We start from the raw sequence: 25,539 nt of genomic DNA on the forward strand, positions 1-25,539 counted from the left end.
ATCCAGTGAGGTGCCTCATTGTGAACACCCCCAGCGAGCCCGCGCAATGGTCCCGCGCGTTTCCCGCATGAAAGTGAGACACCGCGCCCTGGGTAGACACCACCCCGGGGCGCGGGCGTCATCCCTTTTTCAGCCCGCCTGCCGCTTGGTGGGGGCGCTGTCGTCCCACTTCTCCATCAAGGTGTTGGACGGCAGGGTCTCATCCAGCAGCTTGCGCGCGGACTCCGCGCCGGACACCGGCAGGCCCTCGCGGTTGAGCAGGCCCAGTTGCACCAGGACCGTGGCCTGATCCCAGTAGATGTGCTCGTGGTAGAGCTTGTCGCCGCGGAAGTTCACCACCGCGACCAGCGGCACCTCCACGTACTTGCCCGTGGGCGCGATGCCCGGGAGCATCCAGTCCATCTCGATGTCGTGGGTGAAGCAGAAGATGAACTCGTCCACCACGCGGTCGGCACCGATGGTGCGCGACAGCGGGATCATCTTCGTGTCCTTCGGGTTCGCGTGGATGAAGTGGTTCTCGTAGAAGCGGTGCAGGTACTTGGCTCCCACGCCGCCCGTCATCACCGGGATGCTGTTGACGTACGGATGCGCCACCATGGTGGCCATCGTCGCGTCGGCGTCCCGGATGGCGAACTCCAGCTCCGTGTGGCGGTCCCACAGCGCGGACAGGTCGTAGTGGGGACCCATCGTCTTGCGCAGCAGGGCCATGGTGCGGGTGTGGGCCATCATCTGCGAGGGCCGGTGGTATGCCGGAGACCCCTCGCGGAAGAAGCCGTGCCGCACGCCCGGGTACACGTACAGCTCCACGTCGGGCGTGACGTGCTTGCGCACGCGCGCCACCGCGGACGGGGGCACGAAGCCGTCCCACTCCGCGAAGTTGAGCACCATCGGGGACGCCTCGGGCCCCGCTTCCGCCAGCACGTCCTCCATGCCCGGCGCGCAGTAGGCCACCGCGCAGTCCACCTGGCCGTGCACCGCGAGCTGCGCGGCCAGCGTGCCGCCCAGTCCGAAGCCCAGCGCGCCCACCTGCTTCTTGCCCTTCAGGCCCGTCACCTCCGGCAGGGCGCGGGCGTAGGCCACCACCGCCTTCAGATCCGCTTCCTCCGGCTCCCCCCTCGACGCGAGGTCCGGCGCGACCACCACGTAACCCTCTTCCGCGAAGTGTTCGGCCATGTGCTTGAGGTGTTCGTTGCCCTCGAACGCCTCCACCATCAGCACCACCAACGCCGGACCACTCCCGGATGCTGGACGACGGATCCAGGCCCTCATCGGGTCGTTTCCATCCACGGGAATCCACATCGAGTTGTCGGTCGTCATTGTCTCGCACCCTCCCCACAGCGGACATGTAAGTCCGGTGGCACCTCACCTCCCGGACGTCTGGCATTGTAGCAAAATGCCCAGAGCTTCGCTGTGAGAATGAGAGGTTTTGATGAGGGCGGATAGTTGTATGCCTTTGACTGAAGTAATCAGCCGGCACTGCAATACTCTCCTGACGCGACGGGACTTGTGTTTTCAGGCCGTCAGCGATTCCGGCTGTGCCGCGCCGGCGCAGGCGGAGAGGTGGCGCCCGTCGCGCTGGGAGTGACGCGGCAGGCACACGAAGAAGGTGGTTCCTGACTCCAGGGTGGACTCGACCCGGAGGGTTCCGCCGTGGGCCTCCACGATGCTGTGCGCGATGTAGAGCCCCAGGCCCAGGCTCTCCCGGCCTTCCGTATCGACGCCCCGGCGGAAGGGCTGGAACAGCGTGGAGCGCAGGTGCGTGGGAATGGGGGCGCCGCCGTTGTGCACCTCCACGTGGACGGTGTCGCCACCCTGCTCGAAGGTGCGGATGCGCACCGGGCTGTCGTGGGGGCTGTACTTCAACGCGTTGTCCAGGAGGTTGGCCAGCACCTGCGCCAGCCGGTCCAGGTCCCACGCGCCCGGCAGGGTGTCACAGGTGAAATCGCATTGGACGGTGCGGTGGGGTTGGGCCGCGCGCAGCTCGTCCGCCACCTTGCAGCACAGCTCGTTGAGGTCGCCCGGACGCGGCTCCACCGGGATGCCTCCGCCCAGGCGGGCTCGGGTGAAGTCGAGCAACTGCTCCACGATGCGTTGGATGCGCTCGCCGCCCCGGGCCACCCGCTCGAAGGCCTTGCGCTGGCCTTCCGGCAGCGACTCGCGCGCCAGTTGCATGCTCGCGGTGGTGAGGATGGCGGCCAGGGGTGAGCGGATGTCATGCCCCACGATGCCGACGATCTGCTGCTCCAGCTCCGCCGTGCGCTGGAGTTCCTGCTCCACGCGCCGCCGCTCGGCCAGCTCCAGCGCCTGCTGCCGCAGCTGTTCGCCGCGAAGGTACAGCTCCACGAACACCGACACCTTCGCGCGCAGGATGTCCGGATCCACGGGCTTGAGCAGGTAGTCCACCGCGCCGTATTCGTAGCCCCGGGTGATGAAGGCCGTCTCGCGGCTGAGCGCGGTGATGAAGAGGATGGGCAGGTGCTTCGTGCGCTCCCTCGCGCGCACCAGCTTCGCCGTCTCCAGCCCGTCCAGCCCCGGCATCTGCACGTCCATGAGCACGCACGCGTACTCGTCCAGCAGCAGCGCCTTGAGCGCCTCGTCGCCGGAGCGCACCGACACCAACTGCTGGCCCAGCGGCTCCAGGATGCCCTCCAGGGCGAGCAGGTTCGCCGGCACGTCGTCCACCAGCAGCACCCGGGCGCGGCGCAGCTCGTTCGACGGCGGGATGGGGGCGCCGGAAGGCATGTCGGACACGGCGCTGAGCACGGAATTCCTGGGGCCGGGAAGCGTCACGGGGGTTGTCACTCGGGCGTTGGGGTGGAGGCTCGGGTGGCAGACAGGGGCGTGGCTTCTGTAACTCCACTGGGCGTCGAGCGCTCACGTCCAACAGGGACCAGGAGCTGCCTTGTTCCCTGCACCTGTATTCAAAAGACACAGCGCGGGAGGAATTCATGCTCAAAACTGTCAGGTTGCAATTCCTGTCAGGGGCGTAAATTCTGAACACATGACGCCCCCGGTCCCTCGCACGCTCCTCATCAGTCCCACCGACCTGCGCGCCATCGTGGCGGGCGTGGGCCTGCACGCCTTGATGGATGAGCTCATCCAGTCACTCACCGTGGCCCTGCGCGAGCTGGATGACTCCCTCACGCAGGTGCACAAGCGGGAGGGCTTCTCGCTGTCGGACGGGGCGCATCCGCTGGGAGCGCTCGAGTGGATGCCCGTCCTGCAGCGGGGCGAGAGCCTGACGATGAAGGTGGTGGGCTCCTGCCCGGCCAACGTGTTGGAGGCCGGCCTGCCGACGCTCATCGCGACCCACAGCGTGTACGACGCACGCACGGGCCATCTGGTGGCGGTGATGGACGGCGTCTTCGCCACCGCGCTGCGCACCGGGGCCGCGTCGGCCGTGGCCAGCCGGTGTCTCGCGTCGCCGGACAGCACGGTGCTGGGGCTGGTGGGCTGCGGCGCGCAGGCCGTCACGCAGCTTCATGCCCTCAGCCGCGTGTTCCAGTTGGAGCAGGTGCTGGTGCACGACCTGGATCCGGACGCGGCGCGCTCCTTTGTGCGGCGCGTGGCGTTCCTGGGGCTGGATGTGCGGCCCACGCTGCTGGCGGACCTGGAGGCGAGAGCGGACATCCTCTGCACCGCGACCACCGTGACGGCGGGCTCCGGGCCGGTGATCTCCGGCCACGCGCTCAAGCCGCATGCGCACATCAACGCGGTGGGCGCGGACCGGCCTGGCAAGACGGAGCTGCCGCTGGCGCTCCTGCGCCGCAGCCTGGTGTGCCCGGACTTTCCCAGCCAGGCGCGCCTGGAGGGGGAATGTCAGCAGCTCCATCCGGATCAGATAGGTCCAGATCTGGCCACCGTGGTGCAGCAGCCGGAGGAGTTCCAGGGCTGGCAGCTGCGCAACACGGTGTTCGACTCCACCGGGCACGCACTGGAGGATCAGGTCGTCACGCGCATGCTGCTGGAGCACGCGCGGCGCATGGGACTGGGCACGTGGGTGGCGCTGGAGGGGCTGGGCGGGGATCCGCTCGACCCGTACGCGCTGGTGCACGGTGACGCGGCGGGCCTGACCGAGACGCCGCGCCGCGCCGCCGGAAGCTGACGTCCGCCGCGCGACAATCCCGACCGCCGTACACGCATCCACCCGGGCGCGGGCTCCGTAGAGTCCTGCACCCATGCTTTCGCACAGCCTGTCGTCAAAAGGTGTCTCACGCACCGCGCTCGGCCTGACCCTCGCGGTGTCGCTGGGCCTCGCTGGCTGTGGCCAGACGCCCGCGACGGAGCGCGTGCCCTTCACGCCCACCACCGACAGCGCGGTGCTGGAGCGGGTTCCAGCGACCGCGACGGATGCGAAGGCCCGGGAACGCGCCGCGTTGCGACGGGCCCTGGCGGCGCGCGCGGACCAGGTGGATCTGGCGCTGCGGCTGGCGCGGCTGGACATCGAGGAGGGGCGGGCCTCCGGGGACCCGCGCTACCTGGGCCGGGCGCAGGCGGCGCTCGCGCCCTGGTGGGACGCTGCCACCCCGCCTCCGGGCGTGCGCCTGTTGCGCGCGACCATCCTCCAGGGCCGCCATGAGTTTCCCGCCGCGCTGGCGGACCTGGACGCCCTGGTGCGCGAATCCCCCGACGATGCCCAGGCCTGGCTCACGCGCGCCGTCGTCCTGGGCGTGCGCGGTGAACACGCGGAGGCCGCTAAGAGCTGCACGATGCTCGCGCCCCTCGCGGGTTCGCTGGCCGGCGCGGTGTGTCAGGCGCAGGTGAAGAGCCTGGCGGGCCGTTCCAGGGAAGCCCAGGCGCTCTTGTCCGCCGCCCTGGCCCGGGGGGCCCACGGGGTGGAGGAACAATCGTGGGCGCTGTCCACCCTGGCGGAGGCCACCGCTCGCGCGGGCGACACCGAGCGCGCCGCGAAGCTCTTCGCCCGCGTGCTGATCCTGGATCCGTCGGACGCCTATACGCGCGCGGCCTACGCGGACCTGCTGCTGGACCTGGACCGGCCGCGCGACGTGATCGCGCTGGTGAAGGACCACGGCCAGGACGACAACCAGTTGCTGCGCCGCGTGCTCGCGGAAGCGGCGCTGGGCACGCCGGAGGCCCCCGCGCTCGCCGCAGAACTGGGCTCGCGCCACGCCGCCAGCCACCTGCGGGGTGACGGCCTGCACGCGCGCGAGGAGGCCCGCTTCGCCCTCCACGTCCTCAAGGACCCGGCGAAGGCGCTGAAGCTGGCCCAGGTGAACTGGGAGGTGCAGCACGAACCGTGGGATGTGCGCCTGCTGTTCGAGACCGCACTCGCGAACCACACCCCCGAGGCCGCCAACCCCGCCCTGCGCTTCATGGAGGCGAGCGGCGCGGACGACCCCGGCCTGCTGGCGCTCGCTGAACGCGCGCGAAAGGCGTCCCAATGAAAGCCCTGACGCTGGCCCTGCTCCTCCTTCCGCTGGCGGCGCTGGCCCACAAGCCGAGCGACAGCTACCTGCACCTGGACCGCGCCGGTGACGGCTTCAACGGCCGCTGGGACGTGGCGCTGCGCGACCTGGAGGAGGTGCTCGTCCTGGACGCGGATGGCGACGGCGCCATCACCTGGAGCGAGCTGCGCGCGCGGCAGGCGGACGTCGCGGGCTACGCGCTCGCCCGGCTGAAGCTGTCCGCGCAAGGGGCCGGCTGCCCCCTGTCCCCAGCCTCTCCGCTGCGGGTGGTGCGCCACTCCGACGGGGCCTATGCCGTCGTGGACTTCACCGCCGCGTGCCCGGCCACGCCCGTGGCGCTGGACGTGGACTATTCCCTGCTCTTCGACCGCGACCCGCAGCATCGGGGCATCGTGCGGGTGGGCAGCGACGGCGCGGGCGAACCGCTGATCCTCTCCGCCACGCGTCACACCGCCCGCGTGTCCCTGGAGGGCCTGTCGCCCTGGCGACGCTTTGGACAGATGGTGCACTCCGGCGTCGAACACATCTGGGCGGGCGTGGATCACCTGCTCTTCCTGCTGGCGCTGCTCCTGCCGTCCGTGCTGCGCCGCGACCCCACGACGAGACGGTGGGTGCCGGTGACGGACTTTGGTTCGGCGGTCAAGGACGTGGTGAAGGTGGTGTCCGCCTTCACGCTCGCGCATTCTCTGACGCTGAGCGCCGCGTCCCTGGGCTGGGTGTCACTGCCGTCGCGCCTGGTGGAGTCCGCCATCGCGGCCAGCGTCATCGTCGCCGCGCTCAACAATGTCTTCCCGCTGATGGATCGCACCCGCTGGATGGCCGCGTTCGCGCTGGGGCTGCTGCACGGCTTCGGCTTCGCGTCGGTGCTGGCGGACCTGGAGCTGCCCGCGGGCAGCCTCGCGGTGACACTGTTCGGTTTCAACGTCGGGGTGGAGCTGGGCCAGCTCGCGTGCGTGGCCGTCTTCCTGCCCGTGGCGTACCTGCTGCGCGGCACGCCCGTGTATCGGCGGGCGTTGCTCGTGGGCGGATCCGCGGTCATCGCCCTGGTGGCGTGCGCCTGGCTCGCGGAGCGCGCGTTCGGCGTGGGTGTGTCCTTCACCTGAGGCACCTGCCCTCCAGCGCAGGCCTTCCGTCCGCTCCGGAAATCCACGCGAATCCCATCAGCGTATTGCTGTGACCCGGAGGTATGTCCTGCGCCTGCAAGACACCCGGGGACTCCAACAAATACATCCAACGCAGCAGGAGGTTCAGATGAGAGCGAAGAAGCTCGCGGCGGTCCTCACCGTCGCGACCACGCTGGGCGCGTCGAGCGCCATTGCGTCGAGTCACCGGGAAGCACCCTTCATCACGAAGTCACCCAAGGTCGACGCGACCGACTTCTACATGTTCCGCAGCTATGAGGCGACGCGCGCGGACTTCGTGACGATGATCGCCAACTACGTCCCCTTCCAGGAGCCATACGGCGGTCCCAACTTCTTCACGCTGGATCCCGAAGCGCTGTACGAGATCCACATCGACAACAATGGGAACGGGGAAGAGGACCTCACCTTCCAGTTCCGCTTCACCAACACGCTGGCCAACTCCAACAACGGCGCGGCGCTGACCATCGGGACCGGCGCCCAGGCGAAGACGGTCCCCGTGCCGCTCTTCAACGTGGGCCCCATCACCACCGCGAACCAGGCCAACCTGAACGTGCAGGAGTCCTTCACGCTCAAGGTCGTCCGCGGTGACCGCCGCACCGGCGCCGCCAAGGACGTGACCAACGCGGCGGGCGGTCTGGCCACGTTCCGCAAGCCCACGGACTACATCGGCACCAAGTCGCTGGGCCTGCCGGCCGTGTACGAGGCCTACGCCAAGGAGCACATCTATTCGGTGAACATCCCGGACTGTGCCACCCCGGGCCGCGTGTTCGTCGGGCAGCGCAAGGAGTCCTTCGCGGTCAACCTGGGCCCGGTGTTCGACCTGGTGAACGCGCCCGCGTCGGTCATCGCCAATGCGGCGCAGCGCAACGCGGTGCCCAACCCGCTGGCGAAGAACAACATCACCACGCTGGCCCTGGAAGTGCCCATCGCCTGCCTCAAGGCCGGCACCCAGGACGTCATCGGTGGCTGGACGTCCGCGAGCGTGCGCCAGGCGCGCGCCATCAACCCGTCACCCACGTTCGCGAAGCCCTCGCGTGACGGCGGTGCGTGGCAGCAGGTCAGCCGCCTGGGCATGCCGCTGGTGAACGAGATCGTCATCGGCCTGCCGGACAAGGACAAGTTCAACGCGAGCGAGCCCAAGGACGACGGCCAGTTCGCCAACTACGTGACGAACCCCACCCTGCCCGCCCTGCTGGAGACGCTCTTCACCGACGACGGCGTGAGGGCACCCACTGTCTTCCCGCGCACGGACCTGGTGACGGCGTTCCTCACCGGCGTCACCGGCGTCAACGCCAACGGCTCCACGGCGGAGATGCAGCGGTTGAACATGGCGCTGCCCGCCACCGCCAAGGCGACCCAGAACAACCTGGGTGCCGCGGGCTGCTTCAAGGACGGCAAGCTGGACACCGGCCTCGCGGGCTGCGATCCGGCGGGCTTCCCCAACGGCCGCCGCCCCGGCGACGACGTGGTGGACATCGAGCTGCGCGTGGCCATGGGCTACCTGCTGGCCGACGACACCCAGGCCCCGTCGCGTAACATCCCGTTCAACGACGGCGTGCTCCAGGATGCGTCGCAGTTCGACGCCACCTTCCCCTATCTGCGGACGCCCAACGCGGGCGCCAACGGCGACGGGACGTGATGCCATGCGCAGCCTGAGAGCCATGGCCTGCATCCTCGCGCTGGGCGCCACCCTGGCCTACACCGGATGCAGCGACGACGACGACGACAACAAGCCGGACGGCGGCAGCACGCCCGACTCCGGGACGCCGGACGCCGGCCCCACGACCACCGAGTTCACGGCCTTCGTGCGGGATCAGATCGAGAACCAGACCAACGAGACGGGCACGCCCGTGACGCTCGACGACAAGAATCTTGTCGACACCGAGCCGGCGGACGCGTTCCCGCCCGCCTTCTTCCAGTAGGCGGAAGGCCGATCACCCGCAGCCCCGATGCCCGGCATGAAACCCGGGTCTCGGGGCTGTTTTCATCTTGAGAGCCGGATCACACAACTTCCGGCGCACCGGGGCGATAATCGCGAAAGCAACCTCTCTTCACTTTTACCGGGATTTTACATCATGAGCATCCGCTCCATCGCTTCCCGCGTCACCGCCTCCGTGACTTCGCGGACGGCGGCCACGGCCCCCGCGATCACCGCGCCGCCCGCCGGGCTGAAGAAGGGTGACAGCGGCCCGAAGGTGAAGCAGCTCCAGGACGGCCTGGTGAAGCTGGGCTACCTGACGAAGGCGCAGGCGGCCACGGGCCCGGGCACGTTCGGTTCGCTGACCGAGGCGGCGGTGAAGAAGTTCCAGGGCGACCAGAAGCTGCCCACCACCGGCTTCTACGGCGAGCAGACGGCCGCGGCCCTGAAGAAGGCGCTCGCGAAGCCGACGACGCCGACGACGCCCACCCAGCCGGGGAAGTTCACCAAGCCGGCGGTCATCAGCGCGCCGTCCCCCAACTCCGACTCGCGCAACGGCGCGAACATCGACGCCATCGTCCTGCACCACACCGGGACGAACAACGGCAAGGGTGACATGGCGTGGATGCGCGACCCGGCGAGCAAGGTGTCAGCGCACTACATGCTGGACCGGGACGGGAAGATCTACCAGCTCGTCGGGGACGATAAGCGGGCCTGGCACGCGGGCAAGGGCGAGCTCAACGGCGTGCCCACGGACGTGAACGGGCGCTCCATCGGCATCGAGATCGTCAACGACGGCAGCGGCAAGACGGCCTTCACCGACGCCCAGTACAAGGCGCTGACGCAGCTCGTGGGCTACCTGAAGCAGGAGTACAAGGTGCCGGCGGGCAACATCGTCGGGCACAAGGACGTCGCGGTGCCCAAGGGCCGCAAGGACGACCCGGCGGCCAACTTCGACTGGGCCAAGCTGCGCAAGGGCATCGGGACCTGAGACGGGCCTGACGCCGGAGTGCTCCCTTGAGGCAATCCTCGGGAGCGCTCTATCGCCTGCCAGGGTGCGAAGGGGCGCCGGAGCGTGCTAGAAGAACGCCCGGTGCTCCGACTCTGGCTCTTCATCTGCCTGATGATCCTCGCTCCGGTGGGAGGCGGCCTCGCGCATGCCTTCGGACCGGCGCCAGCGGAGATCTGCGTCACCGGGTGTTCGGATGACGACGCCCAGGGTCAGTGCGCGGAGACCTGCGTGGACTGCGCCTGTTGCAGCCACGTGAAGCCGCTGGCCGTCGCCGTTCCGCTGCCGGGCTTCGTGAGCTCCGCGCCCCGTTCCCTCCGCATCCTGCTCGACGCCGTAGTGCCGTCGTCCGCGGACGCGGATGACATCCTGCACGTCCCCATAGCCCCCCTGGTCTAGGCCCGCGTCCGTCGTCCGTTCGCACGCGCTTGCGCCACCGGTGTGCCCGGCCCTGTCCGGGACCGCTGGTGCGCGGCGCCCGCCATTCCAGGGGTCCCCTCCGTGTTCAACCGTTCCGCGACGGCAGCCTTCGGGCTCGCCGCCGCCCTGCTTGTGACGTCCCCCGCCGACGCGGGTCCGACCCAGAGACGCGCCTATCAAGGGAGGGCCTCGGGTCCGCCCATCACGCTCGAAGCCGCCCTGGCCCTGGCCCGGGAGCGGGCCCCTGCCCTGCTGGAAGCCCGTGCGCACGTCCAGGCCGCCCGGGGTCAGGTGGCTGGCGCCGCGCCGCTGCTCCGAGGCAATCCGCAGCTCGACCTGCAGGCGGGCCCGCGCAGGCTCGTCACGGGCGAGCGGGGGATGGATCTCGCGGTGGGGCTTTCACAGCCCCTCGAAATCGGAGGCCAGCAGGGCCTGCGCCGGGGCGCCGCGCGGGCCGGCCTTTCACGCGAGGAAGCCCAGGTGCGCGACGCCGAACGGCTCGTGCTGGGCGAGGTGGCCGGCCGCTTCCTTCGCGTCCTGCACGCCCAGGAGCGCGTGAAGCTGGCGGACACCGTCGTGGTGGCGTTGACAGACACCGTTCACGCCACCGAGCGACGCTTCGAGGCCGGTGACGTCCCGGTGGTGGACGTCAACGTGGCGAAGGTGGCCCGGGCCCGGGCCCGGGCGGAGCAGGCGCTCGCCAGCGGGGAGGCCTCGGCCTTGATGGATGAACTGCGTGCCCTGCTGGGGGCCACCATTCAAGAGGTGCCGAGCGTCCAGGGTGACCTGCGGACGCTGGTGCTGGCACCCCTTCCCAGGGACATGCGCAAGAAGCTGGAGCGCGCGGACCTCACGGCTCTGGAGGAGGAACAAACCCAGGCCCAGGCCAACGCCACCCTGGGACGGCGCGAGGCCCTTCCAGACGTGACCCTGGGCGTGCGCTACCAGCGCGAGGCCGACGAAACGGCGCTGCTGGGAACGCTCAGCGTGCCACTGCCTGTCTTCGCCCGGGGGCAGGAGGCACGCGCCAGCGCGGAGGCCGAGGCGAGCCGCCTCGACTCCCTGCTGAAGGTCGCGCGGATGGCCGTGGCGAACCAGACATCCGCCGCGGGCGGGCGCTACTTCGCGCGGGTGGAGGCGCTGGAGCTGCTGGAAGCCGAAGCGCTGCCGCTGCTCGCCGACAACGAATCGCTCGCCCGGCGCTCCTACGACGCCGGGGAGTTGGATCTCGCGGGATTCATGCTCATCCGGCGCGACACGCTGGAGGCGCGGACCGCGTGGCTCGACAGCCTGCTCGAGGTCGGCCTCGCCCGGGCGCAATACGCAGTGGAAATGGGAGTCACGCCATGAAGTCCACCCTCCTGCTGCTGACCGCCCTCGTCGTGGGCCTCACCTCCTGCAAGTCCTCCAAGCCCGGACACGACGACGCGCACGAGGACGGACACGACGAAGCCGCCCCGGCGAAGACCCATGACGAACCCGAGGATGAGCACCACGTGCACGTCCCCCAGGAGATGCTCCGGGACCTGCGCGTCACCACCGCGAAGGTGGAGGCGCGCCCCGGCGGAGAGAGCGTCACCGCGCTGGGGGAGCTGACGTTCAGCGAGGATGCCTACGCGGAGGTGTCCACGCCGGTGCCCGCGCGGGTGGCCGCCGTCGTCGTCACCACGGGCCAGGCGGTGAAGCAGGGCCAGCGGCTGGCGGACCTCCAGAGTCCGGAGCTGGGCCGTGCTCGCGCGGAGCTCCAGGCCGCGCAGGCCCGCGCCACCGCCGCGAGGCAGGCCGCCGAACGCAAGCGCACGCTGGCCGACGAGCGCATCGTCGCGCGCAAGGACGTGCAGGCCGCCGAAGCAGAGGCCGCCGCGTCGGAGGCGGAGGTCGCCGCCGCGAAGGCTTCGCTGTTGTCCCTGGGCACGAGCGGCGCCTCCAGCGACGGCACCCCGAACTTCGTGCTCAGGGCGCCCATCGACGGCACCGTTATCGAGCGCGCTGCGCGGCTGGGGCAGATGGCGGATCCCTCCCAGCCCCTGTTCCGCATCGGGGACCTGTCGTCGCTGTGGCTCATCGTCCACGCGTTCGAACGGGACGCGGTGCGCTTGAAGCCCGGCACCGAGGCGCGTGTCACCTTCGCCGCGTTCCCCGGCCAGGAGTTCCCCGCGAAGGTGGGCCACGTGGGGCAGCGGGTGGACCCGTCCAGCCGGACCATCCCCGTCCGCTTGGAGCTGGACAACAGCAAGGGGCAGTTGCGGCCGGGCATGTCCGCGACGGCGTCCGTGCCGCTGGGTGACTCGGACGCCACGCTCACGGCGGTGCCGGCGGCGGCGCTCCAGCGGGTGGAGAACGGCTGGGTGGCCTTCATCCCGACGCCGGAGGCCGGTGTCTTCGAATTGCGCGAGGTGGGCCGGGGGCGCAGCGTGGGCACGCTGGTGGAGGTGCTGTCGGGGCTCTCCGTCGGGGAGCAGGTGGTGGTGGAGGGAGCGTTCCTGCTCAAGGCCGAGGTGGAGAAGTCCAAGGGCGGGGGCGACGAACATGGCCACTGATCCCCGCGCGTCGCTGCCGGGCCGCATCCTCACCGCGTCCTTCGCGAGGCCCGGTTTGACGGTGGTGCTCGTGCTGGCGCTGGCGACGTTTGGCGCGGTGGCGCTGAAGAACCTGCGTCAGGACGTCTTCCCGGACCTGTCCGCGCCCATCTTCAACATCATCGTGCAGAACCCGGCCATGGGCGCCGAGGAGCTGGAGACGGCGGTGGCCATCCCCATGGAGGTGGCGCTGGCGGGCCTGCCCGAGGTGCGCCGCATCCGCTCCACCTCGCAGTTGGGCGTCACGCAGGTCACGGTGGAGTTCGAACCGGACGCGGACTACTTCCGCAGCCGCCAGTACGTGGTGGAGCGCGTGGCCCAGGCGGAGGGTGAGCTGCCGCCCGGCACCGACACGCCGCTGGTGTCCAGCCTCACGGGCCGGCTCAACGAGGTCTTCGAGTTCACGCTGGAGGCGGAGCCCGGCAGCGCGGACCTGATGACGCTGAGGGATCTGGCGGAGTTCGACATCAAGAACCGGCTGCTCGCGGTGCCAGGGGTCGCGGGCGTGGAGCGGCTGGGCGGCTACCTGCGCCAGTTCCAGGTGTTGTTGGATCCGGATCAGCTCGTGGCGCGAGGCATCACGCTCAACGAGGTGCAGCACGGCCTGGAGGGCGCCAGCGTCAACGCGTCCGGAGGCTTCGTGGTGCAGGGGCCCATGGAGTGGACCGTGCGAGCGATGGGCCGCGCGGAGACGGTGGAGGACCTGAACAACACCGTCGTGGCGCTGCGCGACGGCACCCCGGTGCTGCTGGGGGACGTGGCGGACGTGCGCGAGGCCCCGGCCCTGCGGCGCGGGCTGGCCCACCGGCTCAAGGGCGAGGTGGTGAGCTGCCGGGTGAGCAAGCAGTTCGGCGCGGACACGGTGCGGGTGACGGAAGGCGTGCGCGCGGCCATTGAAGAGCTGCGCCGCTCCCTGCCGCCGGGCGTCGAGCTGCGCGTCGTCTACGATCAGTCGGAGCTGGTGGGCTCCGCGCTGGGAGGCGTGGGCCGGGCCATCCTGCTGGGCGCGTTCCTGGTGGTGCTGGTGCTCTTCCTCATGCTGGGGGACTGGAGGGCGGCGCTCATCGTCACGCTCACCCTGCCCCTGTCGCTGGCGCTGGCGGGGCTGCTCTTGAAGGCGGCGGGCATCGGGTTGAACACGATGACGCTGGGAGGACTGGCCATCGCGGTGGGCCTGCTGGTGGATGCGGCGATCATCGTCGTGGAGAACGTCATCCACGACCTGCGCGAGGGCAAGGGACGCCGTTCGGTGCGGGACGAGGCCCTGCACGCGGCGCTGGAGGTGGGGCGGCCCATCGCCTTCGCGACGCTCATCGTCGTGGCGGTGTTCATCCCGTTGTTCGCGATGACGGGCATCGAGGGCCGCATGTACCAGCCGCTCGCGGCGGCGGTGGTGGCGTGTCTGGCCGCGTCGCTCGCCCTGGCGCTCACGCTGGTTCCGGTGGTGTCGGGGCTGCTCTTGCGAGCGCCGCGCGAGGATGCGCCGGAGGACGTGTGGATCATCCGCAAGGCGAAGGCCGCGTACGCGCCGCTCCTGGAGGCGTGCATGCGCCGCGCGGGGCTGGTGCGCGTGGTGGCGCTGGCCGTCACCGTGCCTGCGTTGGGGCTGGCGTTCATGGTGGGCAGTGACTTCATGCCCCGGCTGGATGAGGGAGCGTTCCTGCTCCAGACAATCCTGCCTCCGGAGGCGTCCCTGGACGAGGTGGACCGGCTGAACCACCGGGTGGAGGACGTGCTGCGCGAGTTCCCGGAGGTGGAGGACGTGGTGCGCCGCACGGGCCGCGCCGAGCGCACCGAGGACCCGATGCCGCACACGCTCTCCGACGTGCTGGTGGTGCTCAAGAAGGATGTCACCGGAGACCGGGAGGCGCTGGAGTCGAGGATGCGCGAAGCGGTGGAGAAGGTGCCGGGCGTGTCCGCGCTCTTCACCACGCCGCTGGGGATGCGCATCGACGAGGGGCTGGGCGGCAGTCCGGCGGACCTGTCGGTGCGCATCTTCGGGCCGGACCTGGACACGCTGGCGACGCTCGCGGAGCGCACGCGGGTGTTGATGGCGAAGGTGGAGGGCGTGGAGGACCTGCGAGTGGAGAAGCTGAGTGGGCTGCCCCAACTGCGCATCCAGGTGAACCGCGCCGCGGTGGCGCGGGTGGGGCTGACGCCCGGGGACGTCATCAAGGCGGTCCGCGTGGGGCTGGTGGGCGAGGAGGCCGCGCAGATCTGGAAGGGTCAGCGCCGCTACGACCTGGTGTTGAAGCTGGCGGACCACCGCCGGGGCGACATGAACGCGCTGCGCAACCTGTTGGTGGACGGGCACGACGGCACGCGCATCCCGCTGGGGCAGTTGGCCACGATTGAGGAGACGTTCGGCGCGGGCAGCGTGCGGCGGGAGGCGGGCAGCCGGCGCATCGCGGTGGAGGCGGGCGTGTCCGGCAGGGACCTGGGCGGCACGGCGAAGGAGCTGCGCGAGGTGCTGGCCACGCAGCTCAAGCTGCCCACGGGTTACTTCGTGGACGTGGGCGGCAAGGTGGAGAGCCAGGAGCGCGCGGCGCAGTCGTTGACGGCGGCGATCGCGGTGGCGCTGCTGGCGGTGTTCATCTTGCTGTACCTGGCGCTGGATTCGGTGGCGGAGGCGCTGGTCATCCTGGCGACGCTGCCGGACGCGTTCGTGGGCGGCATCCTGGCGTTGCTCATCGCGGGGGAGACCTGGAATGTGTCCAGCCTCGTGGGGCTCATCGGCCTGTTCGGCATCGCGGTGCAGAACGGTCTGGTGCTCGTGTCGCAGACGAAGGATCTGATCGCTCGGGGCAAGCCCTTCCCGGAGGCGGTGCGCGAAGCGAGCCTGGGGCGGGTGCGGCCCAAGCTGATGACGGCGGGCACGGCGATCCTCGGACTGTTGCCCCTGCTGGTGCTGCCGCTGCATGGCACGGAGATAGAACGGCCGCTGGCGGTGGTGATGGTGGGCGGGCTGGTGACGTCCACCCTCTTCACGCTGCTGGCACTGCCCACGTTCTACGCGTTGGTGCACGGCCTCCAGGAACGCATGGCGGCCCGACGGGCTGCGCGCAAGGCCACCGCGTGAGGATGTGGCCCGGGGCTCAAGGCGTGAGGGGCTTCATGAGTCCTGCGGTGTCCAGGAGGCCCCGGACGTGCTCGGCCAGCGCGACGTGTTCCGGGTTGCTCACGGTGAAGCGCTCGGGGGTGAGGATGATCAGCGTGCCCTTGTCCTCGACGGGTTCGATGCGCACGGGGGCTGGCAGTGGGGGCACGGGGCCACGACTACGGGCGAGGTACATGATCCAGCCGACAAAGGTTCCGGGCTTGGGATTGTCGGTCACCCTATTTCGGTGAGCCGTGGAGGTCGCGATCGCCCACTCCGGCTCCCAGGCAGTGGCCATGCTCCGAACAAGCCCACACAGGATGGGCGCGGTCAACACCCTCTCGGCATGAGGCCCCTGTGTGGGGAGGCTGAAGACGCAGAAGTTGTTCACGGCTTGGGTGTAACCACCACAGGTGACATCCAAACCGCTGGCGTCATGATCATCGGTCACGCCATTCCAGCCGCGAACTCGGAACCCGAGGTCCTCGAAAACGCGATCCCTGCCCCGGCGAATCAATGCCTCAAGGGCAGACCCGCCTGGCTCGATGGGACGCAGGAGCGCGGCCTTGCGCGATCTGCCCTGCTGGAACCATTGGGCGAAACTGGAATCGACGCTGGCGAGATTCGCGAAGAGACGTTCCATGCGGAGGGCACACGCCTCCGCAGACTCCTTTCGCGCTCCCCAGTAAGAACCCGCGTAGATGGTTTCGGTCATGTGGGGCCTCACCTCAAGGTAGTGGAGGAGTGAAGACGACTTCAATTTCCGTGAAGCCCTTCCCCCGCAGAAGGTCCCGGATCGCTTCAGCCGTCTTCTGCTCCGCGACATGCCACCGGATCTGGGTTCCTGTACCGCTGGAGGCACGGAGCTGTCGCTGAGCTTGCTCGACAAGTGCGTTCGCTCCTGACTTCTCGAACCAGACCTTGGGCGTGAGATTGTCGAGGAACTTGTTCGCGTACCCTGGGCCTTTGGCGTCCAGCAGCACGCCGTCCGTGAAGCCATCGAACTTCACGCCCTCCACCCAGTAGGCCTCGTCCGCCGAGTGCCCTGAAATCTGTTCCTGGTAGCGCCGGGCCCGTTCGGACATCGACTCCTTGGAAGGACCCCACTTGCCGGGCCCCGCCGAAGGTGCGGCTCCATTCGTGGAGGCGTTCGCGCGCTGGAGGACGATGACGGCCCCGGACCCACTGCTCAACACCGTCGCCGCGCGCCCCACCGGCACCGCGATGCGCTCCAGCAGCAACACACCCTCCGCCGACAAGGAGAGCACCGGCACCGTGGCCTCGGCTCCCGCCATCACTCCGGTCAGCGTGCGCGTCGTGGCGGAGGCCGCTCCCCAGGTGACGAGGACATTCGTCGCCAGCCGCGCCACCTCGCGAATCTGCTCCCCCGCCGTCATGAGCTGGAATCGCTCCCAGTACTCGGGCGACGACGCGATGAGCGCTACCACACCCGCAGGAAGGTGCCTCAATCCCGCGATGCTGTCCGTCGGACGGGAGAGCACCTGTCCCACGGCGTGGTACAGGCCCAAGAACGCATCCTCCGCGCCATCCAACGAGCGGTTGATGACGTCCGCGTCGTCGTACACCTCGGCCAGGGGCCTCCAGTCCGAGGCGCGCAGCTGTGCATCCACGTGACGGAAGACGCCGCCCCGTCCGCTGTAGAAACGCCCCAGCTCGAAGTAACCCGCGCGGAACGCTCCGTCCTTCCACGCGACAGGCGCCACCTTCTGCTGCGTCCTCCCGTTGAGCGCCCACGCCAGGTAGCCATCCGGCCGCAGCACCGCCACCTGCTCCCGGGAGAAGCGGGCCACCCGGCGCACCATTTCCTCCCGGGAGACTTCTCCTCGCTCCAGCACCTCGCGAAGGAGGAAGGCCGCCGCCATGCGCGGCGGGAAGGCGCGCAGTGTCACCGGCTTCTCCATCAGCCGCCCCAGCACCTCGACCGCGTCCTCGGGCGTGAAGGGATTGCGACGGACGGGCAGCTCGTCCACGTTCTCCAGTCCCGCGCGCACCAGCAACTTCTCGAAGGCGTCCACGTCCAACAGCCCCATCTCCAGGGCCTGTCGCGACAACTCACCAGGACGACCGCCAAGAATGACCGTCCCCCTCGGCATGCGCACCGGCTCACGGCGGCGCTCTTCCTCCGGGTCTTCGTCTTCCGCCTCGGGGCCCCATCGCCTTTCACTGGAGCCGTCCAATGCGTAGGCCGCCCGCTGCCGGAGCCCCCGTGAACCTCTGCTCCCAGAGGACGCCTCCACCCCGGCGCAACCCGTGACCACGAGTGCCAGGCACAGCACCACCACGCCATCCGCGCGCATCGTCCACTCCCAGCCAGTTCTCTCGAAGGCAGGCGACATGGCGGCATCCACCCTGCCCTGACAAGGTGACGCCTCACGATGGAGCGTTGCACCTTCCGCGACCCACGGACTATCTCGTGAGCATGGACGGGCACGAAATCGACCCGCGCACCACGGCGAGCAAGGCCTCCGCATGAGCCTGTCACCCGAAGTGCTTGAAACCCTGCTGCGCCACCACCATGCCTTCCTCGCGTTCCTCACGCCGCGCGTGGGAAGCCAGGAAGCGGCCCGCGAAGTGTTACAGGCCGCTTTCGTGAAGGGCATGGAACAGGGCGGAGCGCTGCGCGAAGAACAGAGCGCGGTGGCCTGGTTCTACCGGCTGCTGCGCAATGCCCTGGTCGACGCGCATCGCCGCGCGCGGCGCGAATCCTCGGCGTTGGAATCCCTCGGCCGCGAGCAGCCGTTGTCCACGGAGGACGACCCGGGCCTGGAGGCGACCGTGTGCGGCTGCGTGGCCGGACTCGCCGGAACCCTCAAGCCCGAATACGCCCAGGCCGTGCGCCGCGTCGACCTGGAGGGTGTGACCGTCGCCGCGTTCGCCCAGGAGGCCGGCATCTCCGCCAACAACGCCGCCGTGCGCTTGCACCGTGCCCGACAGGCCCTGGGTAGACAACTGGTGGACCTCTGCGGTCACTGCTGCGCGGAGGGGTGCGTGGACTGCGCCTGTTCGCCCTCCTGAAAGAGCAGCTGTAAGGCCGCGCGGGTCCGGACGTCAGCCTGGGGAAACAGGGGCGGCGACGCCGCTTCCCTCCTCACGAGGCCTTCATGGACAGCGCAGCCTTCACCCGACCGGCCCTCCCCCTCACCACCCTCGCCTTCCTGCTCTTCGCCATGGTCCTTCCCTCCGTGCGCCTGCGCCGGCGCACGGGTCGGCCCGCTCTGGTGCTGCACCGTTCGGGGCCGCCACTCCAACGCATCATCGGGGTGGGCATGGCGCTGTTCATGCTCGCCATCGTGCTCTGGAGTGGAGCCCACCTCGCGCTCGGCGAGCAGGCCCTGGGGCTCTGGCGTGTCCCCGACGCCCTCCGGTGGAGCGGTTGGGCACTGGTGGTCGTGGGCTTCTTCGTCACGGTGCGCGCCCAACTGGAGATGGGCGCCTCGTGGCGCATCGGCATCGACTCCGAGCGCACGGAGCTGGTCACAGGCGGCCTCTTCACCCTCGTGCGCAATCCCATCTTCAGCGGCATGCTCACCGTGGTGACAGGCGTGACGCTCGCCACGCCGAGCGCCTGGACGGTGATGGGCTGGCTCGACTACGTGCTGCTCGTCTCGCTCCAGGTGCGGTTGGAGGAAGCCCACCTGCTCCGCCTGCACGGTGACGCCTACGCGCGCTATGCGGAGCGCGTGGGCCGCTTCGTGCCGGGCGTGGGACGACTCGGGCCCCCCACGGCCCCGGGCGTCACAGTGTGACGTTGACGGTCACACTTCGTCCCCCGGTGCGGCGCGAGCGTGTGGCTCCGAACGCCGTCGTTCCGTGGGTTTGCGATAAGCAACGTCCTGGCCCGTCCCTTGCTCATCCGTGGCCGGCATCCTGGCTTGCCGTACGGGCACGCCGCTTCCGAGGTCTCATGTGCACTGGAAATACCCCTGCCTCCTCGCGGTCTTCCTCCTGGGTGGCTGCGCCTCCGTGCAGAAGGAGCGCGGACACTCGGAGGTGGCGACGCTCGTGGAGGAGCGCACGGGACTGAAGACGCGCTGGAACCAGGGCACGCCGGAGGACGCACAGGTGCAACAGCACCTGGATGCCCTGCTCGCGGAAGCCCTCACGTCGGACCGCGCGGTGGAGGTGGCCCTGCTCAACAACCCTGCCCTCCAGGGCACGTACGAGGAGCTGGGCGTGTCCCAGGCGGACATGGTGCAGGCCGGGCTGCTCACCAACCCGTCCTTCGACGGGAGCATCGGCTTCCCGCTGTCCTCCGACGGCGTCACCGAATCGGAGTTCTCCATCGTCCAGAGCTTCGTGGACCTCTTCACGCTGCCCCTGCGCAAGCGGGTGGCGAAGGAGCAGTTCATGGCGGACACGCTGCGCGTCGCGCACGAAGCCCTGGCCACCACCGCGGAGGTCCGCCAGACCTTCACCGAGGTCCAGGCCCGCCAGCAGCTCGTCGCCCTGCGCCGCGAGGTGTTCCAGGCCGCCGACGCCGCGGCGGAGCTCGCGAACCGGCAGCGCACCGCGGGCAACGTCACCGCGCTCGCGCTCGCCACCGAGCAGGCCTCGCTGGAGCAGGCCCGCCTGGATCTCGCCCAGGAGGAGCTGGCGCTGTTCGACGCCCGCGAACACCTCAACCGGCTGATGGGCCTGTTCGGCGCGCGGGTCCAGTGGACGCTGTCGGAACAACTGCCGGAGGTGCCCGCGTCGGAGACTTCGCTGGAACACCTGGAGACCCTCGCCATCCGGCAGCGGTTGGACATCGACGCGGCTCGCAAGCAGGCGTCGCTGTTGTGGAACGCGCTGGAACTTGCCCGCAGCACGCGCTTCTTCGGCCGCGTGGAGGTGGGCGTGCACACGCACCGCGACGCCAACGGTCCACGCCTCTTCGGCCCCACGCTGTCGCTGGAGCTGCCCATCTTTGATCAGCGACAGGCCCTCATCGCCAGACTGGAAGCGCAGTACCGCCAGGGAGAGGACCGGCTGACGGAGCTGTCCGTGAACGCCCGCTCGGAGGTGCGCGCCGCCAGGGCCCGGCTGATGACGCTCCGGAACATGGCGGAGCGCTACCAGAAGGTCGTGCTCCCGCTGCGCACCACCATCGTCGAGGAGTCGCAACGCCAGTACAACGCGATGCAGATCGGCCTGCCCGCGCTCCTCATCGCCCGGCGTGAACAGGTGGAGGCCTGGCGCGCCTACCTGGAGACCGTCCGCGACTACTGGACGACCCGCGCCGACCTGGAGCGCCTCGTGGGAGGCCGCCTCCCGAAGAGCACCGCGCCCGCCGCCCCTCCTCCGTCACCCCTTCCCCCTTCTCCGGAACCCACCCATGAGCACCCTGCCCACTGACGAATCCCCACGGGCGCCCGAGGACACGGAGTCCCAGGCCCCTGCCCTCACGCGCCGGAGCCTCCTGGCACGCACCGGCGCCACACTGGCGACCGGCGCCCTGCTGATGCACGGCCGCGAGGCCCAGGCCCAATCGGCCGTGCCCGGCGCGAAGGCCCCGCGTGCGGACTCCGCTGCAGCCACGGGAGGCGCGGTCGCCCGTCAGACGCACCTGCCTCCCGGGAGGGCGGGCCGTGACTACCGACCCATCGTGGTGCCCAACGGCACGAAGCTGCCATGGAAGGACGTGGGCGGCGTGAAGGTCTTCCACCTGGTGGCGCAGGAGGTGGAGCACGAATTCGCGCCCGGCCTCAAGGCCACCTGCTGGGGCTACAACGGCCAGGTGCACGGGCCCACCATTGAAGTGGTGGAGGGCGACCGCGTCCGCTTCTACGTCACCAACCGGCTGCCCGCGCACACCACCGTGCACTGGCACGGCATCCTCCTGCCCAACGGCATGGACGGCGTGGGTGGGCTGAACCAGAAGGCCATCGCTCCGGGAGAGACCTACCGCTACGAGTTCACCGTGCGGCAGACGGGCACGGGCATGTATCACTCGCACCACGACGAGATGACGCAGATGGCCCTGGGCATGGTGGGGATGTTCGTCATCCACCCACGCAAGCCGGTGGGCCCGCGCGTGGACCGCGACTTCGCCATCATGTTGCACGAGTGGCGCATCGACCCGGGCACGAACCGCCCGGATCCCAACGAGATGACGGACTTCAACATCCTGACGATGAACGCGAAGGCGTTCCCCGGCACGGAGCCGCTCGTCGTGCGCCAGGGTGAGCGCGTGCGCATCCGCTTCGGCAACCTGAGCGCGATGGACCACCACCCCATCCACCTGCACGGCTACCAGTTCCGCATCACCGAAACGGACGGAGGCCGCATCCCCGACAGCGCGCAGTGGCCGGAGACGACGGTGCTGGTGCCCACGGGCAGCACGCGCACCATCGAGTTCGTCGCGGACGAGCCCGGCGACTGGGCCATGCACTGCCACATGACCCACCACGTGATGAACCAGATGGGCCACGACCTGCCCAACCTCATCGGCGTGAAGCCCGGCGGCCTGGACGCGAAGGTGCGCCCGCTGCTGCCCGGCTACATGACCATGGGCCAGACGGGCATGGGGGACATGGGCGGCATGCACCACATGCCGGTGCCCTCGAACTCGATCGCCATGGTGGGCGGCAAGGGGCCCTACGACGAGATCACCATGGGCGGCATGTTCACCCTGCTCAAGGTGCGCGCCCGGCTGGACGGCGAAGGGGACCCTGGCTGGTACACGCTGCCTCCGGGAACGCAGGCGCAGCTCGCGCAGGAAGACGAGCTGCGCCGCGACGGCATCGACGTGGAGGCCCCGCCGAGCGCGGAGCCAGGAGGGACCCGAAGAGGCTGAGCACCCCACCGCAAGGCCACGAACGCCTGCCAGACGACCAGACCGTCGTCAGCAATCAAGCCCTTGCGCTGACTGGGCTCGACCGTCACTTTTGTCTTAAGTGCACAGTTCGACGCACTACTCCGCCGCCCCGCTCGCGCATCCCTTCCCGCAGTGCTAGCGCGCTTCCTGGCCCGGTGGGTGCCAGGGGATGCGCAATGGGGAGCGTGGCGGACATCATCCGGAGTCATCACACGGAGATCATCCGGCGGTGGACGGAGGAGGCGAACCGGACCGCGTCGGCCCGAGGCCTGGGGGGCCCCGAGTTCAGGAACATCATGCCGACGTACCTGACCTCTCTTGCCGACATGCATGAGACGCCGGGGACTGGCATCAGCGACCAGCAGAAGTACGTCGAAAGCCACGTGTCCGCGCGGCTTCGCCAGGGATTCCACGTGGCGGAGGTCGTCGAGGAATTCGCCCTCCTGGGACGGTGCATCACCCGGATGTGGAGCAGCGCTCCGCTCGACCAACAACCCGATGTCCAGGATGTCGAACGGCTCTTCACCGAACTGCATGCGGCCTCGACGGCCGTGACGGATCTCTTCAGCAGACACCTGCTGGAAGATGAGCAGACGGAGAAACGCTACCTGCGCCTGCTCCAGCAGGTGGCCAGCGAGGCGCTGGTCTCGGACGGGGCGACCCTGCGAGACCGTCTGAAGGAGGTCCTCGAACTGATCCTCGAAGCGATGGGGGCCCAGAGCGTGGCCCTGCTCCTGTACGAGCCGGCGAGCCAGACGCTCGTGACCGCGGCCTCCGCGGGAGCCGCGGATGAGGAATTCGAACACTACGCCGCCACCCTGGACCCGGTGTCCTTCCCCGGAACGGTCGCGGCAGGCGGAGAGGAAACCAGCACGCTCCCGGATGCCAGGACCACGACGCTGACCGTGAGCAGCGCGCTCCGCAACAGCGGCATCCACTCCGTGCTCGGTGTCCGGCTTCCTCCCCACCACGCGCTGATGGGGGTCCTGTACGTGGGCATCTCCGATATCCGGGAGTTCACCTCCCGGGAGAAGACGCGGCTCCAGTCCCTGGGACAGCACCTGAGCATCCACCTGGACAACGCCAAGCTGTATGCGGACCTGAAAGAGAAGATCGAGGATCTCAAGGCCGAGCGGCACCTGCGTGAGCGGTTCGTCTCCGTCCTGGCGCACGACCTGCGCGGCCCCCTCGCGGCGGCGAAGATGAGCGCCCAGATGCTGATGCGCTTCCCAGAGAAGCTGGACGAGCGGCGCGACCTGGCGTTGAGGATCGACCGGAACATCGAGCGCACGGACCAGATGGTCCGGGATCTGCTCGACGCGAACCGCATCCGGGCGGGCGAGCGGCTTCCCCTGCGGATCGACGAGTGCGACCTTGGAGGGATCGCCGGGGAGGTTGTCGAGGAGCTGAACACCCTCCATGCAGACCGCTTCGTCCTGAAGACAGCTGACCGTGTACGCGGCTTCTGGAGCGCCGAGGAGTTGCGCCGCGCCCTGTGGAACCTGGGGGGCAATGCCTTCAAGTACGGAGCGGCCGACCAGCCCATCACCTTCACGGTCTCCCGCGCCGACGCCGGGGCACGGGTCTCCGTGCACAACACCGGCCCCGTGATTCCGCGGGTCGAACAAGAGAACATCTTCCGGCCCTTCACCCGGACCCGGTCCGCGCAGGAGGGGCCCGCCAGGGGCTGGGGACTGGGATTGACGCTGGTGTGGGGATGCGCCCAGGCGCATGGCGGCAGGGTCGTCGTCACGAGCGAGGCCACCACCGGGACGACCTTCACCCTGGAGTTGCCGTGGGACGCCCGACCGCTCCAATCCAGCGCGCGGTAGGCAGGGGTCCGACGCAACGCAGGCCCGGCGATACGGATGCGTCTGTTTCGGGACCGGCCTGACAGGGCGCTGACATGAGGGGGCGTTGTCCCCTCATGATTCCATTCGCCTTCGCCTCACACTGGTCGCTGAGCGTGCTCTTCCAGAGCCTCTTCCAGCACCGCTACGCCGCGCACCGCATGTACACGATGGGGCCGCGCACCGAGCGGGCGCTGCACCTGTCGACCGCGCTGGTGCAGGGCTCCAGCTTCCTGGACCCGCGCGCCTACGCCATCATGCACCGCGAACACCACGCCTTCGCGGACACCGAACGCGATCCGCACTCGCCCGCGCACCACAAGAATCCGCTGCGCATGATGCTCCAGACGGCGCGCCGCTACGCGGGCCTGCTCACCGGCCGCACCGCCTCCGAGCCGCGCTTCCTCGGGGGGTATCCCGAATGGCCCGCCGTGGATCGCCTCTTCAACCAATGGACCACGCGCGTCGCTTTCGGCGCGCTCTACACGCTGTTCTACAAGCGCTTCGCCACGCGCAAGTGGCACTGGGCGCTCCTGCCCATGCACTTCGTGATGGGGCCGGTGCACGGCGCCATCGTCAACTGGTGCGGACACCGCTACGGCTACCGCAACTTCGCGAGCCGGGATGCGTCCCGCAACACGCTGCCCATGGACCTGCTGTGCATGGGGGAGCTGTTCCAGAACAACCACCACGCCCGGCCGGCGAGCCCCGACTTCGCGGCGAAGCGCTTCGAATTGGATCCCACGTGGCAGGTGATGCGCCTGCTCGCCCGCCTGAAGCTCATCCGGATCGCACAGGCCCCGCAGGGCGAGCAGGCGGCACGAGGCAGGGTCCCCCTCCGCGAGAACAGCGGCGGAGCGCTCGCGGCGTCCCCATCCTTGTGAGTGAGGGAGGAGACAACACATGCGATTTTCAGAGAGCGTCGCCCAGGGGCGCACCGTCGTCGCGGCGGGAGGGCAAACGCTGGGGACGGTGGAGACCCTGACCATCGACGACGAGACCTGGAGGGTGGAAGTGCTCCAGGTGAAGCTGGCTTCGGAGAGCGCCGACGAGCTGGGCGTCTACTGGAACTACTTCCACGCGGGCCGGGTCGACGTGCCCACGCGCCTGGTCCATTCCGTGAGCGACACCGTGCTCCTCGCCGTCACGGTGGAGGAACTGCACCGGACGCTTTCCGCTGAAGCCGCTTCCGCGCAGGCCCCCTGAGTCATCACGCCCGCGAAAGAAAGACGTCCGTGAAACAGCGGGGACCCCGCTGAGACATCAACCAGCAAAAACCTG

21 protein-coding genes are annotated in these 25,539 nt (G+C 69.5%); 17 read left to right on the forward strand and 4 right to left on the reverse strand.

Annotation, left to right across the window (positions count from 1 at the left end):
• Nucleotides 1–129: 129 nt before the first annotated feature.
• Nucleotides 130–1,317: an alpha/beta fold hydrolase gene (locus OV208_RS27335; protein WP_267576858.1), complete on the reverse strand. Its 1,188-nt coding sequence runs from the start codon at nt 1,315–1,317 to the stop codon at nt 130–132.
• 195 nt (nt 1,318–1,512) lie between these two features.
• A complete protein-coding gene (locus OV208_RS27340) occupies nt 1,513–2,763 on the reverse strand; it encodes a hybrid sensor histidine kinase/response regulator (protein WP_267576859.1) in 1,251 nt (416 codons plus the stop codon).
• A 238-nt stretch (nt 2,764–3,001) separates the two neighbouring features.
• Between OV208_RS27340 and OV208_RS27345 the strand changes: the two genes are divergently transcribed.
• The 10 genes from OV208_RS27345 to OV208_RS27390 all read left to right on the forward strand — a co-directional run bounded on the left by OV208_RS27345 (nt 3,002) and on the right by OV208_RS27390 (nt 15,573).
• Complete coding sequence (locus tag OV208_RS27345; RefSeq protein WP_267576860.1) at nt 3,002–4,105, forward strand: ornithine cyclodeaminase family protein; 1,104 nt, start codon at nt 3,002–3,004, stop codon at nt 4,103–4,105.
• A gap of 73 nt (nt 4,106–4,178) precedes the next feature.
• On the forward strand, nt 4,179–5,405 hold the full coding sequence (locus OV208_RS27350; protein ID WP_267576861.1) for a tetratricopeptide repeat protein: 1,227 nt from the start codon (nt 4,179–4,181) through the stop codon (nt 5,403–5,405).
• Nucleotides 5,402–6,529, forward strand: a complete 1,128-nt coding sequence (locus OV208_RS27355; RefSeq protein WP_267576862.1) for a HupE/UreJ family protein — start codon at nt 5,402–5,404, stop codon at nt 6,527–6,529. The genes OV208_RS27350 and OV208_RS27355 overlap by 4 nt, the downstream gene beginning before the upstream one ends.
• A 148-nt stretch (nt 6,530–6,677) precedes the next feature.
• On the forward strand, nt 6,678–8,207 hold the full coding sequence (locus tag OV208_RS27360) for a DUF4331 domain-containing protein (RefSeq protein ID WP_267576863.1): 1,530 nt from the start codon (nt 6,678–6,680) through the stop codon (nt 8,205–8,207).
• Nucleotides 8,208–8,211: 4 nt separating this feature from the next.
• Nucleotides 8,212–8,490, forward strand: a complete 279-nt coding sequence (locus OV208_RS27365) for a hypothetical protein (protein ID WP_267576864.1) — start codon at nt 8,212–8,214, stop codon at nt 8,488–8,490.
• A gap of 153 nt (nt 8,491–8,643) precedes the next feature.
• Entirely contained in the window at nt 8,644–9,477 is an 834-nt protein-coding gene (locus tag OV208_RS27370) for an N-acetylmuramoyl-L-alanine amidase (RefSeq protein ID WP_267576865.1), read from the forward strand.
• A gap of 102 nt (nt 9,478–9,579) precedes the next feature.
• Nucleotides 9,580–9,894: a hypothetical protein gene (locus OV208_RS27375; protein WP_267576866.1), complete on the forward strand. Its 315-nt coding sequence runs from the start codon at nt 9,580–9,582 to the stop codon at nt 9,892–9,894.
• Between the two features lie 102 nt (nt 9,895–9,996).
• On the forward strand, nt 9,997–11,265 hold the full coding sequence (locus OV208_RS27380) for a TolC family protein (RefSeq protein WP_267576867.1): 1,269 nt from the start codon (nt 9,997–9,999) through the stop codon (nt 11,263–11,265).
• The gene (locus OV208_RS27385) at nt 11,262–12,455 is read left to right on the forward strand and encodes an efflux RND transporter periplasmic adaptor subunit (RefSeq protein WP_267576868.1); all 1,194 of its coding nucleotides are present in this window, start codon (nt 11,262–11,264) and stop codon (nt 12,453–12,455) included. The genes OV208_RS27380 and OV208_RS27385 overlap by 4 nt, the downstream gene beginning before the upstream one ends.
• Nucleotides 12,445–15,573, forward strand: coding sequence for an efflux RND transporter permease subunit (locus tag OV208_RS27390; RefSeq protein WP_267576869.1), 3,129 nt, complete (start codon nt 12,445–12,447; stop codon nt 15,571–15,573). Before OV208_RS27385 ends, OV208_RS27390 begins: the two co-directional genes overlap by 11 nt.
• Before the next feature lie 16 nt (nt 15,574–15,589).
• Here the strand turns inward: OV208_RS27390 and OV208_RS27395 are convergent, their stop codons facing one another.
• Both OV208_RS27395 and OV208_RS41275 read right to left on the reverse strand, forming a co-directional pair.
• A complete protein-coding gene (locus tag OV208_RS27395) occupies nt 15,590–16,306 on the reverse strand; it encodes an immunity 52 family protein (protein ID WP_267576870.1) in 717 nt (238 codons plus the stop codon).
• Nucleotides 16,307–16,319: 13 nt separating this feature from the next.
• Nucleotides 16,320–17,948: a Tox-REase-5 domain-containing protein gene (locus tag OV208_RS41275; RefSeq protein ID WP_324291418.1), complete on the reverse strand. Its 1,629-nt coding sequence runs from the start codon at nt 17,946–17,948 to the stop codon at nt 16,320–16,322.
• 133 nt (nt 17,949–18,081) lie between these two features.
• Here OV208_RS41275 and OV208_RS27410 point away from each other — a divergent pair, with 133 nt between their 5' ends.
• The 7 genes from OV208_RS27410 to OV208_RS27440 all read left to right on the forward strand — a co-directional run bounded on the left by OV208_RS27410 (nt 18,082) and on the right by OV208_RS27440 (nt 25,464).
• Nucleotides 18,082–18,627, forward strand: coding sequence for an RNA polymerase sigma factor (locus OV208_RS27410; RefSeq protein ID WP_267576871.1), 546 nt, complete (start codon nt 18,082–18,084; stop codon nt 18,625–18,627).
• A gap of 86 nt (nt 18,628–18,713) precedes the next feature.
• Entirely contained in the window at nt 18,714–19,358 is a 645-nt protein-coding gene (locus OV208_RS27415) for a methyltransferase family protein (RefSeq protein ID WP_267576872.1), read from the forward strand.
• 160 nt (nt 19,359–19,518) lie between these two features.
• Nucleotides 19,519–20,946, forward strand: coding sequence for a TolC family protein (locus tag OV208_RS27420; RefSeq protein ID WP_267576873.1), 1,428 nt, complete (start codon nt 19,519–19,521; stop codon nt 20,944–20,946).
• The gene (locus OV208_RS27425) at nt 20,927–22,387 is read left to right on the forward strand and encodes a multicopper oxidase family protein (RefSeq protein ID WP_267576874.1); all 1,461 of its coding nucleotides are present in this window, start codon (nt 20,927–20,929) and stop codon (nt 22,385–22,387) included. Before OV208_RS27420 ends, OV208_RS27425 begins: the two co-directional genes overlap by 20 nt.
• A gap of 197 nt (nt 22,388–22,584) precedes the next feature.
• Nucleotides 22,585–24,240, forward strand: a complete 1,656-nt coding sequence (locus OV208_RS27430) for an ATP-binding protein (protein WP_267576875.1) — start codon at nt 22,585–22,587, stop codon at nt 24,238–24,240.
• 95 nt (nt 24,241–24,335) lie between these two features.
• Nucleotides 24,336–25,142, forward strand: a complete 807-nt coding sequence (locus OV208_RS27435) for an acyl-CoA desaturase (protein WP_267576876.1) — start codon at nt 24,336–24,338, stop codon at nt 25,140–25,142.
• A gap of 19 nt (nt 25,143–25,161) precedes the next feature.
• Nucleotides 25,162–25,464: a PRC-barrel domain-containing protein gene (locus OV208_RS27440; RefSeq protein WP_267576877.1), complete on the forward strand. Its 303-nt coding sequence runs from the start codon at nt 25,162–25,164 to the stop codon at nt 25,462–25,464.
• Nucleotides 25,465–25,539: the final 75 nt, after the last annotated feature.

The organism is Corallococcus sp. bb12-1 (assembly GCF_026626765.1).
Lineage (GTDB): Bacteria > Myxococcota > Myxococcia > Myxococcales > Myxococcaceae > Corallococcus > Corallococcus terminator.